Annotated in this window: 10 protein-coding genes; 3 read left to right on the forward strand and 7 right to left on the reverse strand. The window is 69.0% G+C overall.

Annotated features, from left to right (window positions below):
- Positions 1–3: 3 nt before the first annotated feature.
- On the forward strand, positions 4–1839 hold the full coding sequence (locus ABIE04_RS09875) for a monovalent cation:proton antiporter-2 (CPA2) family protein (protein WP_354549353.1): 1836 nt from the start codon (positions 4–6) through the stop codon (positions 1837–1839).
- 20 nt (positions 1840–1859) lie between these two features.
- Here the strand turns inward: ABIE04_RS09875 and ABIE04_RS09880 are convergent, their stop codons facing one another.
- Both ABIE04_RS09880 and ABIE04_RS09885 read right to left on the reverse strand, forming a co-directional pair.
- Complete coding sequence (locus ABIE04_RS09880) at positions 1860–5294, reverse strand: ankyrin repeat domain-containing protein (RefSeq protein ID WP_354549357.1); 3435 nt, start codon at positions 5292–5294, stop codon at positions 1860–1862.
- A gap of 71 nt (positions 5295–5365) precedes the next feature.
- The gene (locus ABIE04_RS09885) at positions 5366–5674 is read right to left on the reverse strand and encodes a YcgL domain-containing protein (RefSeq protein ID WP_354549361.1); all 309 of its coding nucleotides are present in this window, start codon (positions 5672–5674) and stop codon (positions 5366–5368) included.
- A gap of 264 nt (positions 5675–5938) precedes the next feature.
- Between ABIE04_RS09885 and ABIE04_RS09890 the strand changes: the two genes are divergently transcribed.
- Entirely contained in the window at positions 5939–7435 is a 1497-nt protein-coding gene (locus ABIE04_RS09890; RefSeq protein ID WP_354549365.1) for an OmpP1/FadL family transporter, read from the forward strand.
- Positions 7436–7508: 73 nt separating this feature from the next.
- Here the strand turns inward: ABIE04_RS09890 and ABIE04_RS09895 are convergent, their stop codons facing one another.
- The 5 genes from ABIE04_RS09895 to ABIE04_RS09915 all read right to left on the reverse strand — a co-directional run bounded on the left by ABIE04_RS09895 (position 7509) and on the right by ABIE04_RS09915 (position 15057).
- Entirely contained in the window at positions 7509–8918 is a 1410-nt protein-coding gene (locus ABIE04_RS09895) for a coniferyl aldehyde dehydrogenase (protein WP_354549369.1), read from the reverse strand.
- 7 nt (positions 8919–8925) lie between these two features.
- Positions 8926–11391 carry a TonB-dependent receptor gene (locus ABIE04_RS09900; protein ID WP_354549373.1) on the reverse strand — a complete coding sequence of 822 codons (2466 nt, stop codon included), beginning with the start codon at positions 11389–11391 and terminating at the stop codon, positions 8926–8928.
- A gap of 67 nt (positions 11392–11458) precedes the next feature.
- Entirely contained in the window at positions 11459–12574 is a 1116-nt protein-coding gene (locus ABIE04_RS09905; protein WP_354549377.1) for an SO2930 family diheme c-type cytochrome, read from the reverse strand.
- A 32-nt stretch (positions 12575–12606) separates the two neighbouring features.
- On the reverse strand, positions 12607–13842 hold the full coding sequence (locus ABIE04_RS09910) for a parallel beta-helix domain-containing protein (RefSeq protein ID WP_354549381.1): 1236 nt from the start codon (positions 13840–13842) through the stop codon (positions 12607–12609).
- 129 nt (positions 13843–13971) lie between these two features.
- Positions 13972–15057 carry an AraC family transcriptional regulator gene (locus ABIE04_RS09915; RefSeq protein ID WP_354549386.1) on the reverse strand — a complete coding sequence of 362 codons (1086 nt, stop codon included), beginning with the start codon at positions 15055–15057 and terminating at the stop codon, positions 13972–13974.
- 127 nt (positions 15058–15184) lie between these two features.
- Here ABIE04_RS09915 and ABIE04_RS09920 point away from each other — a divergent pair, with 127 nt between their 5' ends.
- Entirely contained in the window at positions 15185–16018 is an 834-nt protein-coding gene (locus ABIE04_RS09920) for an acid phosphatase (protein ID WP_354549390.1), read from the forward strand.
- Positions 16019–16030 lie beyond the last annotated feature (12 nt).

Raw genomic sequence — 16030 nt, forward strand, 5'->3', positions numbered from 1 at the left:
CGCGTGGACAGCCATCATTTCCTGCAGACCGCGGTGGTGTTCCTGCTCGCCACGGTGATCGCGGTGCCGCTGACCAAGCGCTTCCGGCTGGGCGCGGTGCTCGGCTACCTGATCGCCGGCGTGGTGATCGGGCCACAGCTGCTGGGCCTGGTCAACGATACCGAAGGGGTGGCGACGATCTCCGAGTTCGGCGTCGAGCTGATGCTGTTCGTGATCGGCCTGGAGCTGTCGCCGCAACGCCTGTGGGTAATGCGCCGCTCGGTGTTCGGCACCGGCCTGCTGCAGGTGCTGGCGACCAGCGTGGCGATCGCGGCGGCAGGCTATTTCCTGTTCGGCCTCACCGGCAAGGGCGCGGCGATCGTGGGCGGCAGCCTGGCGCTTTCGTCCACCGCATTCGGCCTGCAGATCCTGGCCGAGCGCAAGGAGGCCGGTTCCGCCTACGGCCGCCAGGTGTTTTCGATCCTGCTGTTCCAGGACCTGGCGGCGATCCCGCTGATCGCCGCGGTGCCGCTGCTGGCTTCCTCCACCGCGCAGGATTTCAACCTGTTCGCGGTGCTGCGCACGGTCGGGGTGATCGTGGCGGTGATCGTCGGCGGCCGCTACCTGTTGCGCCCGGTATTCCGTTTCGTGGCGAAGGCCGATTCGGTGGAGGTGTTCACCGCCACCGCGTTGCTGGTGGTGATGGGCGTGGCCCTGCTGATGGAGATGGCCGGCGTCTCGGCCACGCTGGGCGCGTTCCTGGCCGGCATGCTGCTGGCCGATTCGGAGTACCGGCACGAGCTGGAATCGAACATCGAACCGTTCAAGGGCCTGCTGCTGGGGCTGTTCTTCATCAGCGTCGGCATGTCGATGGACCTGTCGCTGCTGCTGCACCGGCCGGGCTGGATGCTCGGCCTGGTGCTGGCGCTGCTGCTGCTGAAGAGCGTGCTGCTGTGGCCGCTCGGGCGGCTGCTCGGCGGGCTCAACCGTTCCGACACGCTGCGCCTGGTGGTACTGCTGGCCTGCGGCGGCGAGTTTGCGTTCGTGGTGCTGCGCCAGGCGGCCGAACAACGGCTGATCGGCATGGTTCAGCGCGACGCGCTGGTGCTGGCGATCACCTTGTCGATGGCGCTGACCCCGCTGCTGGTGGTGCTGGCGGCGAAGGCGCTGAACGTGATGCCGAGGAAACCGGCGCGCGAGTTCGACACGATCGAGGCCGACACGCCGCGGGTGATCATCGCCGGCTTCGGCCGGGTCGGCCAGATCATCGCCCGCGTGCTGCGCGCGCAGAACATCCCGTTCGTGGCGCTGGAGCATTCGGCCGACCAGGTGGATCAGTCGCGCCGCTTCGGCAGCGTCAACCTGTTCTTCGGCGACCCGGCGCGGCCGGAACTGCTGCGCGCGGCGCAGGCCGACAAGGCCGAGGTGTTCGTGCTCGCCACCGACGACCCGGAGGCGAACCTGCGCACCGCGCGGCTGGTGCGGCGGCAGTACCCGCACCTGAAGATCATCGCCCGCGCACGCAACCGCCAGCACGTGTTCCGGCTGATGGACATGGGTGTCGAAGAGCCGGTCCGCGAGACCTTCCACTCCAGCCTCAAGATGACCCGCAAGACGCTGGAGGCGCTCGGCCTGACGCACGAGCTGGCGGCCGACCGGGTCGAGCGTTTCCGCCGCTACGACGAGGAATTGCTGAAGAAGCAGGCGCTGGTCTACGACGACGAGACCAAGCTGATCCAGAGCACGCGCGACGCGCTGGTCGACCTGCAGCGGTTGTTCGAGGCGGATGCCGAGCGCAGCGCGGAACGCGAACGCCAGCGCGATGCGGCCACGCCGCTGACCAGCGAGGAAGAGGAATAGGTCGGCGCCTCAGGGCATCTCTAATCCGACGGTTGCGCCGGCTGGCGCAGGGTCTGCCGCACGCTGGGGATCGCGCTGCTGCGTGCGGCCAGCTCGTGGGCGATGTCGACGTAGCCCAGCTGCCGCGCCACGTCGGCGGCGGTGCGCCCGAACGCATCGGCCGCGTTGCGGTCGGCGCCGCGCGACAGCAGCACGCGCGCCGGCGGCAGCAGGGCATGCATGGCGCAGGCGTGCAGCGCGGTGACGCCGCGCTGGTCGGCGTGTTCCGCCTTGGCGCCGGCCTCCAGCAGCAGCGGCACCAGCGCACCGATATGGGTGGCGTCGCATTCGCTGCCCGGGCGCAGTTGTGCGCCGAGCAACAGCAGCAAGGGCGTCTTGCCTTCGTTGTCCGCGTGGTTGATGTCGGCACCGCGCTTGAGCAGGCCATCGAACAGGCGCCGCGCGCGCAGGCTGTCGTTGTGTTCGAAGCCGAACTGGGCGGCCGCGTGCAGCGCGCTGCGGCCGGCGTCGTCGACCGCGTTGACGTCGGCGCCGGCGTCCAGCAGTTGTTCGGCGACGTCCGGATAACCCATGGCCGCGGCCACCATCAAGGCGGTGGCCTCGTTCGGCAGGCGCTGGTCGACCGCGACTGCATGTTGCAGCAGCAGCGCAACCAGGGCCTCGCGGCGAGCGGCCACCGCAGCGGCCAGCGGTGTCACGCCGCTGCGTGCGGCCAGCGACGGGTCGGCGCCGGCGTCGAGCAGGCAGGCAGCGATGTCGCGATGGCCGGCGCCGCACGCATGCAGCAGTGCGGTGGCATCCTGGCTGTCGCGGGTGTCCACGGCGAAGCCCAGTTCCAGCAGGCGTTGCACGCTGGCCAGTGCGCCGGCCTTCGCGGCGGCGGGCAGGTCTTCGGCGCGCAGCGCACGATTCGGCCGCGGCCAGTCGCGCCAGTCCAGCCAGCGTTCCACCGCCGGATGCTCCAGCGCCAGGCCCAGCGGGGTTTCGCCGTTCGCGTCGGCCGCTTCGGGATTCGCGCCGTGGGCGATCAGTGCGCGCACCAGCGGCAGTGCCTGCGCGCCATGTTCCAGCGCGGCGAACAGCGGCGTGCGGCCGTCGCGGTCGCGCGTGTTCGGATCGCAGCCGCGGGCCAGCAGGGCCTGCAGCAGCGGCAGTTGCGCGTTGACCACGGCCAGCTGCAGCGGCGTGCGTTCGCGGGCGTCCGCGCCGAACGGATCGGCGCCGCGTTCGAGCAGGTTCAGCGGCAGCGCGGCGCCCTGCGCGGCCCCATTCAAGTGCACCAGCGCCTGCGCCAGCAGGCCGGTGCCGGCCGGGCTGGCACCGGCCTGCAGCAGGTCGTCCAGTGCTTCGGTGGCGTCCGGCAGCTGCTGCAGCAAGGCGTCGAACAGGCGCTGGCCCAGCGGCGGCAGGTGCGGTGCGTCGACGGTTTCGGCGTCGTCGATGCGCGGCGCTTCCAGTCGGGCTTCGGCGTCCAGGCCGTGATCGAGCAGCCAGCGGCGGGCCGCGGCGAGGCCCGGCGTGGCCAGGTCCAGGTACAGCCGGGCCAGTTCCGGCTGCGGCCATTCGCGCACGCGCTCGGTGAAGCCGGAGACGATGGCCCAGTGGCCAAAGCGCAACGCGTCGAGCAGATGCGCCGGAGTGTCGCTGCCTTCGCCCAGCACGTCCTGGCTGAGGCTGGCCGGCAACGGCGTGTCCGGATCGAGCAGGGCGACCAGGTCCCAGCGCCCGGCGGCGGCGGCGTGATCGAGCGCGCTGCGGCCGTCGCTGCCGGCGGTTTTCGGCTCGGCGCCCAGCGCCAGCAGTGCGCGCACGGTTTCGCCGTGCGCACGCGGCGACTGGCAGGCGAGGGTCAGCGCGTCGCGGCCGTGGCTGTCGCGCAGGCCGGCGTCGGCTTTCGCCTCGGCCAGCAGTTGCACGATGCCGCCGGCACCGGCGCGCGCCGCTTCCATCAGCGCGCTGCTGCCGTGGCGGTCGACCAGGTTGACGTCGGCGCCGGCGGCGCACAGTGCGCGGGCGATCTGCTCGTGGCCTTCGGCGGCGGCGCTGAGTAGCGCATGCCGTTGCCGCGCATCGACCGCGTTGACCGCGGCGCGATGCTTGAGCAGCAGCTTCACGCCTTCGACATCGTCGTCGGCGATGCCGGCGGCGGCGACCAGCGCCGGCTCGCCGTCGGCGGGAGCCGGCTTGGCGCCGTGCTCCAGCAGGAATTTGACCAGCGGCCAGTTGGCGGCGCGACAGGCGGTGGCGAGCGGGCTGATGCCGGCCTTGTTCAACGCATTGATCGGCGCGGCCGCATCCAGCAGCATCGCAGCCACGCCGGCGTCGGCACTGAGCACGGCGCCGTGCAGCGGCGTGTTGCCCTCGGCGTCAGTGACCAGCGGGCTGGCACCGTTGGCGAGCAGGGTCAGCACCGCCTCGGCGCGGCCGTGCCAGCTGTCGCGGGTGGCGGCGAGCAGCGGGGTGATGCCGCCGCTGGCGCGGTTCACGTCGGCACCCTTGGCGATCAGCGTGCGCAGCAGGCGGGTATCCGGCAGCAACGCGGCCAGCATCAGCACCGGACGCTGGTCGCGGTCATCGGTGCCCGGTGCAGTGTCGGGGTCGGCACCGGCCTCGACCAGAGCCAGCGCGCGCTCGATGTCGCCGTCGCGGGTCGCGGCCAGCAGCGCGGCGGCCTGTTCCGGCGTGCCGGCGGTGCGCTCCTGCTCGCTCAGCACCGGGCGCGGTGCGGCGACCGGTGCACGGTCGGCCTGCCGGCGCGGCTGGTGGCGTTCGCACAGCAGCGCGCGCAACGTGCGGTTGGCGATCACCAGGCAGCCCAGCGGCAGCAGCAGCACGCCATAGATCGCCAGCGCGGCGATGCGCGGCTCCGGTGGCAGCACGCCGTACAGGCCGGTCAGCGCGATCGCGCCGAACGCCAGCACCAGCAGCGAGAACGCGGCGGGCAGGAAGTGGCTGAAGAAGCGTTCCTCGCGTGACAGGTGACGGCCGAATGCCATGCTGCGCAAGGTGGCGGTGAAGATCCACGAGCCGTCGCGCTGGCTCGGGTAGGCATCGTCCCACACGAACACCAAGCCGAATGCCGGCCACAGCCGCCACAGCGCCACCAGCGCCAGCACCATCGCCGCGGCCAGCACCAGCGCCGCGCTGAGGCTGGGCGCCTGGGTCAGCTGCAGCATCGGCCAGGCGACCAGCACGAACACCAGCGCGGTGTAACCGGTGAACATCACCAGGTGCGCGGCGCCACGGCGCAGTACGGTGCGGCCGAAGCGCGGCTCGGGGTCGAAGCCGATCGCATGGCAGATCGCGGCCATGGTCAACGCATTCGCCAGCAGCAGCGGAACCAGGGTCAGCGGGTGGGTAACCAGTCCGGCGACGGCGACTGCGAGCAGCCCCGGAATGAACCAGGCCAAGGCGTGCAGGAAAGGAGGGCGGCGTCGCGATTTGGGCTGGGTCATGGGGACAGTATAGAAATCGTTGGATGTGCAGGCGGTAACCAAGTGTTAACGCCGGCGACATGATGCGCGATTCACTCGTCCCGATCATCCCCGCCCCGATCATCCCTTGGCGAGTGCGTGTAGACAGGATGGTTGGCGGTGGCCAGGGTTTCCTGCGGCGGCAACTGCAGGTGCCAGCCTTGCAGGCGCAGATGCTCGAGTACCTGTTCGGTGTCCTCCACCGGCAACTTGCGCTGCTCGTCCAGCTGCACCTCCATCACGAAGCGCAGCTCACCGAGCAACAGCACCAGCGGCTCGGGCAGCATGTCGAACGCGTCGCGCTGCGCCATCCACAGGTAGCTGTCGGCCTTGCGCAGGCTGGCATAGACGAAACATTGCATGGCGGCACCGTGTTGGAAGGGTGTGGGCAGCAGGGCGGGCGCTGGGGAGGCGAGAGTAACAGCGCCTGCCGCTGGACCGGCCATCCGAGTCTGCCTATCCGATTGAAATGCTGGCGTTAGTTATTTGTTGCGGCCGCACTTGCAACTCCTTGTCCAAGAGGGCAAAGTCCTGCGCAGGAAGTTCAAACGCGCGTATGAATTTTTCTTCCGCCTGATCTACCGATGACTACCCCGAGCTGCACCAACAATATGCAGGAGCTAGCGATGCACACGTCTTTCCGTTCCCTCACGGGCGCCGCCCGTCCACTGGCGCTCGCCGCGCTGAGCATCGCGGTTGTGGGCGCCCTGGTCGCACCCGCGAGCGCAGATGCCAGTGCATTCCAGCTCAAGGAGAACAGCGCCAAGGGGTTGGGCCGCGCCTTTGCGGGCTCCGCCACGGCCGGCGGCGACGCTTCGGTGGTGGTCAACAACCCGGCCGCGATGACCGACTTGAAGGGCACCTACCTGCAGGCGGATGTCACCGCCATCAATTTCAGCACCAAGTTCGATGGCAGCGCCACGGACGTGCTGGGTCGCCCGATCAGCGGCGGCAACGGCGGCGACGGCGGCACCACCTTGCCGGTGCCGGCGCTGTTCTTCGCCACCCAGGTCAGTGACCGCGTGCATGTGGGCGCCGGCTTCTCGGTGCCGTTCGGCTTCCAGACCGAATACGACAAGAACTGGGTCGGCCGCTACCACGGCATCAAGTCCAAGTTCCAGTCGCTGGACGCCACGCTGTCGGCGTCGTTCGACGTCACCGACACCTTCAGTCTCGGTGCCAGCTTCATCGCGCAGAAGACCAGCGCCGAGCTGACCAGCGCGGTCAATTTCAATGCCGTGGGCCTGGGCATCCAGCAGGGCATCGGGGCGCAGACCGCTGCCGGCGTCGCGCAGATCCAGGCGGCCATCGCGGCCGGCCAGATCTCGCAGGTGCAGGGCGCCGCGATGATCCAGGCGGCCGTGCAGCAGGGCCAGGCTGCCGCGGCCGGCGTGGCGGCGGTGACGCCTCCGGGCGTGGATGGCTATGCGCGCATCAAGGGCGACGACTGGGGCTACGGCTGGCAGTTGGGTGGTTACTGGAAACTGACGCCGAACGACAAGCTGGCGCTGAACTACCGCTCCAAGATCAGCCATCGCCTGCAGGGTACCGGCAACTTCACCACCACGCCGGGCTATGACCTGCTGCTCACCAACCCGGCGCTGGCCAGCTCGATTCCGCCGTTCTCCCACACCACCGGCACGGCCGACTTCACCACGCCCGCCGTGGCCAGCGTGAGCTACTGGCACCAGGCGGAGAAGTTCGGCCTCGGCCTCGATGTCGCGTACACCAAGTGGGACGTGTTCAAGAACCTGACGGTGAACTACGGCAACTCGCAGCCGCAGACCTCGGAACCGTACAACTGGCGCAACACCGTCTACGCCTCGATCGGCGGCGACTACTACCTCAACGACAAGCTGACCCTGCGCGGCGGCATCGCGGTCGACAGCAGCCCGACCTACCTGGCCACCCGCAGCCCGCGCGTGCCCGATTCGACCCGCAAGATGGCCAGCGTCGGCATCGGCTACAAGGCCAGCGAGCATTTCGAGATCAATGCCTCGTACGCGCACATCTTCGTCAACAACGCGCACGTCGACAATACCAACAGCACGGGCGACACGCTGAAGGGCAACTTCGACGACTACGGCAACCTGCTGAGCTTGTCGGCGCAGTACAAGTTCTGACGGCCGACCTGCGGTAACCGTGCATTGAAACCTCCCCGCTCCGGCGGGGAGGTTTTTTTGTGCGCGGGGAATCTCAACCGCGGCGCAGCAGCAGGGCGAGCATGCGCCGGAAGCGTGCGCCGTAGGGCGGATTGAGCAGGCCGGCGCCGTTGAAGCGGGCCTGGCGGAACACCGGCTTCAGGTGCGAGAACGTGCGGAAGCCGGCCTCGCCGTGATAGCCGCCCATGCCGGACGCACCGACGCCGCCGAACGGCAGGTCGTGCTGGGCGATGTGGTAGAGCGTGTCGTTGACGCTGACACCGCCGGCGTGGGTACGCGCCAGCACCCGGTCGATGCGGGCCTGATCGTGTTCGAACAAGTACAGCGCCAGCGGGTGCGGACGGGCGGCGACATAGGCGATGGCGTCGTCCAGCGAATCGTACGGCAGCAGCGGCAGCAGCGGGCCGAAGATCTCCTCGCGCATCACCGCCATGCCGCCGTCGACGTCGGTCAGCAACTGCGGCGGCAGCAGCCGGCGCGCCGGATCTTCCGTCGCCTCGCCGAGCGGATGCACGCGCGCGCCGGCGGCCAGCGCGTCGTCGCGCAGCGCCGCAAGGCGCCGGTACTGGCGGTCGGAGACGATGCTGGCGTACTGCGTGTTCTGGCCCAGCCGCGGATACATCCGCGCCATCGCCTTGCCGGCGAGGTCGATGAATTCCGCCATCCGCGCGCGCGGCAGCAGCACGTAGTCCGGTGCGATGCAGGTCTGCCCGGCATTGACCAGCTTGCCGAACACGATGCGTTCCACCGCGTGTTCGAAGCGCGCGCCGGGGCCGATGATCGCCGGCGACTTGCCGCCCAGCTCCAGCGTCACCGGGGTGAGGTTGGCCGCGGCTGCACGCATCACGTGGTGGCCGACCGCGGTGGAGCCGGTGAACAGCAGGTGGTCGAACGGCAGCGCGGCGAACGCCTGCGCCACCGCGGCGTCGCCGGTCACCACCCGCACCTCGTCGGGCTGGAAGTAGCGTGCCGCCTGCTCGGCGAACAGCGCGGAGAAGCGCGGCGTGAACTCGCTCATCTTCAGCATGGCGCGATTGCCGGCGACCAGCGCGTCGACCAGCGGACCGACGGCCAGGTACAGCGGGTAGTTCCACGGCACGATGATGCCGACCACGCCGCGCGGCTGCGGCCGCAGTTCGGTGCGCGCGGGCAGGAACAGCCAGTCGGCGAGGCGCCGCCGCGGCTTCATCCAGCGCCGGCCGTGGCCGAGCGCGTGACGGATCGCCGACAGGCTGGGGAAAATCTCCAGCAAGTCCGTCTCCTCGGCCGGGCGCTGGCCGAAGTCGGCATGGATTGCCGCGGCGAAGGCTTCGCGCTGCTCGCGCAGCATCGTTTCCAGCGCGCGCAGGCGCGTCGCGCGCTGTGCCCAGGTCGGCATCGGGTCGCGCGCCTGCGCGTCGCGCAGGCATTGCAGGTCGGCGGTCAGCGGATTGCTGTCGGTCATGGGGCTCTCAGAATTTCGCACGCAGCTCCACGCCCACCATGCGCGGCGGCGTGATGCTGGCGTACGGGGTGCCGAACACGCTGGCGGAGATGTTGCTCACCCCCGTAACGTAGCGCTTGTCGAACACGTTGTTGGCATAGACCGCGACGCCCCAGTGATCGTTCGCCGAACTCCAGTCCAGCCGCGCATCGGTGCGTTGCTGGCTGCTGCCGGTGCTGAAGTTCGGGCTGATCTGGCAGGTGCCCTGCAACTGCGAGTCGCGGTTGCAGCGCGATTCGCCGCGGAACGCATGATTGAGGTTGAACGCAAGGTCGCCGCCAGCCACCGCATGCCACGTGTAGCCGAGGCTGGCGGCGAAGGAGAACTTCGGTTCGCCGGTGGGCTGGCCCGACAGGTCGACGCCGGAGGCCGCCACGGCCTTGCTGTAGGTGGCGTCGATATAGGCGCCGGTGAAGCCCAGCTGCAGGTCGGTCAGCGGCTGCCACTGCAGTTCCAGTTCCGCCCCGCGCGCTTCCTGGTCGGTGCTGTTGACCAGGTAGCGCGGCACGCCGGAGCCGGCGGTGTTCGGATCCAGGGTCAGCGACTGGCGGTTGCTGTACTTGTAGTGGTAGACCGAACCGTTGAGCAGCAGGTGCTGTTCGGGGAACACCGTCTTCAGGCCGGCCTCGTAGTTCCACACCTTCTCCGGCTCGAAGCGCGAGCCCACCTGCACGCTGTTGTAGCCGCCGGCCTTGTAGCCCTTGGTGACCGAGACGTAGCCCATCACGTCCGGGGTGAACTTGTAGTCGAGTACGGCGCGCGGGCTGAAGTCGCTCCAGCTGTCGTCGAACTGCACCGGGATGCCGATCGCGTCGGTGAAGATGATGTTGCCGCCGAACGCGGCCAGCGCGTACTGCGCCTCGGGCGGCAGCATGTCGATGACGCCGGCCTGCGCCAGACCCGCGATGGTGGCATCGAACTCGTCGGCGCGGCGCGGCATGTTGTACCAGGAGAAGGCCTTCTGGTCGCGCGTGTAGCGGATGCCGGTGGTGAGGTTGAGCCGGTCGTTGAGGTGCCAGATCACGTCGCCGAACGCGGCGTAGGCCTTGAAGCGGCCGGTGTTGCTGATCGCCTCGTGCCACGGGTCGCCGAGCAGGGTGTACGGCAGGCCCATCGCGGCCAGGCCGTTGCTGATGTCGGTCAGCGGATGGCCCACGCCCATCACGTTGCCGGCGAGGGTGTCGATGCTGTCGGTGAACACGTTGGTCTGGCTGGTCTGGCGCGCGCGCTCGTCGTAATAGCTGGCTCCGGCCACCCAGTCGGTCAGGTCGTTGCTGCCGCTGAACTTGAATTCCTGGTACCAGCTCGCGTTGTGCTCGAGGTTGGCGGTGTCCAGGTAGCTGACGATGTGGTTGGTGCCGTCGTAGTCGCCGCGGTTCTCGGTGTCGAAGCGGCGCCAGGCGGTGGTCGAGATCAGGCTGCCCCAGGCGAACGAGTGGTCCACGCTCAGCGTGGCGCCGTCGAACTTGCGTTTCTCCACCGCGCCGACCGCGTCGTTGTAGAGCGGCGCGTGCAACGGGTTCAGGTAGCTCGCCGGATCGGGCGGGTACGGCGGGCGCTGCTGCGGATCGTTCGACAACGGGATCAGGCCGATCGCCGGCTTCGGCAGCTGCTTGAGGTTCTCGAGATCCCACGACAGCAGCACGCGGGTGTTGTCGGAGAGATTCCAGCGCCATACCGTGCGGGTGCCGAAATCGTGGTCGCCGCCGTAGCGCTGGCCGCTGGCGGCGTCCTTGATCCAGCCGTCGCTGCGGTTGCTGTAGCTGCTGAAGCGCAGCGCCATGTCGTCGTTGAGCGGCACGTTGACCAGGCCGTCCAGGTACTGCCGGCCATAGTTGCCCACGCGGGCGCGCACGCGGCCCTCGAAATGGTCGCTCGGCTCGTTGGTGATGATCGAGATCGCGCCGGCCGCCGCATTGCGGCCGAACAGGGTGCCCTGCGGGCCCTTCAGCACCTCGATCCGCTGGATGTCGTTGAACGCGAGCAGGGCCGCGCCGGAGCGCGCCGAATAGACGCCGTCGATGTACACGCCCACGGCCGATTCGGTGCCGATGCCGAAGTCGTCGGTGCTGATGCCGCGCAATTGATAACTGGGCTGGGTCGGCTGATCGCCGCCGACGACCAGGCCGGGCACGAACAGGCTCATCTTGCTCAGGTCGGTGGCGGCCAGCATGTCGACCTGCCTGGCGGTGACGATCTGCAGCGGGATCGGTACCTCCTGCATCTCCTGCGAGCGGCTCTGCGCAGTCACCGTGATCTTGCCGAGCTGGGTGACGCCCTTGGCCGGATCGTTCGCCGGCTGCTGTTCGCCGGCATCCTGCGGCGGCGCGTCGGCGCCGAACGCGAGCAGTGGGCCGCCCAGCAACAGCAGGGCGGTGCCGCCGAACAACAGCCGGCGCAGGCTGATCGAAAGTGGACGTTGACGCATGCTCATTCGGTGCTCTCCCCTTGCATCGGATCGTGCGGCTGCGGGCAGTCGCGCGCAGGTGTCATGTGCGGAATCAGCGGATCGCCACGCAGCTCCCCGGCTGCGCCGCGATCCACGCCTTGATCAATGCCACGCCTTCGCGGTGCACGGTGCTGCGGCCGAGCTCCGGCATCATCACGCCCGGCTCCTTCGACGACAGCCGGTACGGCAGGATCGACTCGTCCGGCTGGCCCGGCACGATGTCGAAGAAGTGGTCGCCGGTGCCCTGGCCGGCCGCGGTCGGCGGCTTGCAGATGCCGAGATGGCGGTCTTCCGGCGTGCCGACGTCGAGCGTGAGTCCGGTGGTGTTCGCCGCGCCGTTCGCGTTGTGGCAGTGGCCGCAGTTGATGTCGAGGTAGGCGCGCGCACGCGCGTCCAGCGTAGCGTGGGTGTCTTCCCAGTTCGCGTCGCGCGGCACCTCGGTCAGGGCCGGAAGGCCGCTGAGGTAGCCGAGCCTGGCCAGATGTTCGAGCTGGTTCGCGCTGCCATCGGCGTAGTGGTAGTCCTTGTTGATGTGGCGCGCCTTCGGGCCGATCGGGTGCACCTTGCGGTCGATCCAGTCCTGTGCGTGGCAGCTCTGGCACTGGCTCTCGTCGGGCACCACGTAGTTGAAGTCCTCGCGCGCGTTGTCCGCGCCGACCAGGGTCAGCGGCAGCACCGCGCCGGTGCGCGCCAGGGTGGCTTCGGTCTGTGCGTCGTTCCACACGTACGGGATCGCGGCCCAGCCATCCTTGCGGTGCACCAGGATGCGCGTCTCGATCAGGCGTACGTTCGCCAAGTCGAGTCCCTGGCCGGCGAAGTCGCGCGAGTAGTCGTCGTTGCGTGCCACGTCGCCGAACTTTCCATCGGCCGCGCGCGGGTAATAGAACGTCTTGCTGATCACCGTGCCGACCGGGAAGTCCAGCGTGTCGGTGGGGTGGTACTTCGCCGTCGTGCCCTTCGGCATCCACACCGTGCGCAGCTTGTGCGCGTAGTCGGTGAACAGCGGTGTGTTGAGGTCGTACGGCACCACGCCGTCGTTGAGTTGCAGCTTGCCGTCGTGCACCTCGACCACGTGCCAGTCGCTTAGCTTCGGCGGGCGGCCGTCGGCGTGGAACGCCACCGGCGGCATGCCGCGTTGGCAGCCGGCCAGCAGCAACAGGGCGAGCAAGGGCCATGCGTGTCGTGCGGACTGCATTACCCTCATGCCTTCGGTTCCGGGTCCAGCACCACCGGCGGCAGCTTGGGCAGCGTGCACTGGTACGGCTTCATGTCGGTGCCGGGGTTCTTGTAGTCGTGCGGGCCGTCGGCGTTGATCACGCCGTTGACGTCCTGGATGCATATGCGGTCGTTCGCCGGTGGCAGGCCGTCGACTAGGCTCTTCGGATCGACGTAGCCGTCCCACAGCACGTCCGGGAAGTGGCCGGTGAGGCCGTACATCGCGGTTTTCAGCGTCTTCAGCTTGAGCCCGTCCGGCGAATCGCCGCCGCCCTTGAGCCGGTTGCCGTAGATGAAGATGCCCTTCGGGTAGGGGTTGTAGCTCGGCGCCACGCCGCGGGTGTTGTAGTAGTTGGTGGAGAAGTAGCTGGCCACGATCAGGTTGGCGGTCTTGTTGTCGGCGATGTCGTTGTCGAAGATCTCAACCTTGTCGTTGGAATTCACCACCACGCCGGAGCCTGCCGGCACACTGGCCACCGCGGCGCCCTTGGCGGCGAAGTTGCCGGTGTTGTTCGCGTACACCTTGTTCTTGAACACGCGGGTGCTGTGGCCTTCCTGCGACAGGTTCGGCATGTTGAACACCAGGATGCCGCCGGTGTTGTTGGTGGCGGTGTTGCCGTAGACGTCGGCGTGCACCGAGTTCTCGATCTCCACGCCGGCCACGTTGTACTCGGCGCGGTTGTTGCGCACGATGATGTTGTCAGACTGGCCCACGTAGATGCCGGCGTCGGAGGCGCCGATCACCACCGAATTCTCGATCAGCACGTTGTGCGTCTTCACCGGGTACAGGCCGTAGGCACCGTTGGTGGTCTTGGGGCCGCCGGTCCATTCCACGCGCACGCCGCGGATGGTGATGTTCCTGCCCTGGTTGATCTTCAGCGCGTCGCCCTTGGTGTCTTCCAGCGCGAGGTTCTCGATGGTGAAGTCGCTGGCGTTCACCAGCAGGCCTTCCGGCCCCACCACCTGGCCCTTGAACGACAGCACGGTCTTGTCCATGCCGGCGCCGCGGAGGGTGACGCCGTCGGTGCGCAGGCTGAGGCCGCGCTTGAGCGCGTAGTGCCCAGCCGGGATCTCGATCACGCTGCCGGGCCTGGCGTCCAGAAGCTGCTCCTGCAGTTTTGCCTCGAAACCGGCGTCGGTCGCGTTCTGCGGTGCCGGTTCGGATTTGCCGCAACCGGCGAGCGCGGCGGCGATGGCCACGCTGATGAACAGCTTGCGCATGATCTTTGGACTCCCCATTCGGATCGGATGCCGCGAATGGGTCCACTGTCCCTCAATCCACCACCAAGGGGGAGGGCAAAACGGCCAAGGGTTGGGGGGCAAAACGGCCAGAAGGGCGAAATCGGCCCGTCAGGCGGTGGCGCGGCGGGCGTCCTGTGGCGGCATGCCGGTCCAGCGCTTGAACGCGCGGCGGAACTCGCGCGGGTCGCTGAAGCCGACCTCGTTGCCGACCTGGGCCACGCTCAGCGTGCCGGCCTGCAGCAGTTGCAGCGCGCGTTCGGCGCGCACGCGGTCGTGGATTTCGCGGAAGATGCGCCCGCTCTCGGCCAACTTGCGCCGCAGCGATCGCTCGCTGAGGTTGAGCGTGCGCGCCACATCGTTGAGCTTCGGCTGCTGCGGCAGCTGGCTGCGCAGCAGCCGTTCCACGGCGGCGACGATTTCCTGGTGCGGCTCGCCGCCGTCCGGGGTCCGTTGCTGCGCGCACAACGCCAGCGCCTGCTTCGCGGTGAGCGGGTTGTAGCCGGGCAGCGGACGGGCCAGCCACTGGGCATCGAGGACCAGCCGGTTGCGTGTCGCGCCGAAGCGCACCGCGCACTCGAACAGCGTGGCGTACTCGGCGGCATAGGCCGGTTGCGGATAGGCGAGTTCGACGCGCAGCGGGCGCAGTTCCGGCCCGACCAGTTCGCGCGCGATCATCAGGCAGCTGGCGAACAGTTCCTCGCAGAAGAACGGCATCAGTTCGGTGTCGCCGAAGCGCGGCCATGCCACCAGCGCCACCTCGCGCTCGCCGACCGGCTCGACGCCCACGTCGAGCAGGCAGCCGCAGATCTTGTGATGGGCGATGCCGGCGAACATCGCGTCGCCCAGCGTGCGCGAGGTCATCATCGCCAGGCCGAGCAGGCCGAAACCGCCGATGGTGCCCTCGCGGCCGATGCGCAAGCCCGCATCGGGTACGTCCAGCGCCTGCAGCGCGCGGCGCACGAAGCTGCCGGCCTGACGATACGACACGCGCAGCGCGGGGTCGGCGATCTGCGCGCGGTTCAGCGCCAGTCCGGCGAACCAGGGGCGGCTGTCGATGCCGCGCGCATCCGCCAATTGCACCAGGTACAGCAGCTTGTTCGGCGGGAACTCGGCCGCGGTGTAACGCGGGTCGTCGCTCGCCAGCGACGCGCCGGCGGCAGGTGGTGGGCCGATCATGCCGGCGGGACGTGCCATGTTGCGAATGCTCCGACGTAGCTCGGCTGGCACAGGCCAGCGACAAGGGGTTTCTATAGCATGCGTGCACGCCGTGCCGTTTGCGCGCCGCACAACATCCGCGTCGCCCGCGCTGGAGGACACACGCATGCAGCAGCACATTCGACGCCGGAGGCCGTGCCGCTTCGGCCTGATCCTGGCCGCCGCCGTGGTTCTCGTTGGCTGTGCGGACGGCGAGGAGCCGGCATCATCGGCTGCCGGCAGCGCGAAGGAACCGGTCGGTTATCTGGCGCCGGCGCAGCGGCCGCGGACCACCGGCGTGCTGCCGCCCGCACCGCAAGCCGGCTCCGCCCGCTACGAAGCGGATCGGCAGATCTTCAAGGCCACCCGCCAACTGCAAGGCACACCGCGCTGGACGCTGGCGACCAGCGATGCGGACGGCGCCACGCCGGCGATGCTGCGCGGCTTCAGCTGTGCCGTCGGTGTGCCGCTGGATGCGGCGCAACTGCCGCGACTGGTGAACCTGCTCGACCGCGCCGGCGCGGATGCGGACCACGTCAACACGCCGGTGAAGCAGGCGAACCGGCGCCAGCGTCCGTTCCAGATCGACGACGGCGCGGTCTGCCAGTCGAAGCCGCAGCTGGCGAAAAGCTTCGACTATCCGTCCGGCCAGGCCGCGCTGGGCTGGACGATCGGCCTGATCCTGGCCGAGCTGGCGCCGGACCGCGCCACCGACATCGACCTGCGCGCCCGCGCCTACGCCGACAGCCGGGTGGTCTGCGGCGCGCACAACTACAGCGCGATCGAGGCCGGCGCGATGAACGCCGCGATCGTGGTGGCGGCGCTGCATGCGTCGTCGACGTTCCGGCAAGACGCGGAATCGGCGCGGCGCGAGCTGGCCGCGTATCGCCAGTCGGCGGCAACCATGGATGCCGGGCAGTGCATGGCGGAGAAGGCGCTTATCAGCACCACGCCTTACTGATCGAAGCCGCGT

It is taken from the genome of Rhodanobacter soli, from assembly GCF_040548735.1.
Classification (GTDB): Bacteria; Pseudomonadota; Gammaproteobacteria; order Xanthomonadales; family Rhodanobacteraceae; genus Rhodanobacter; species Rhodanobacter soli_A.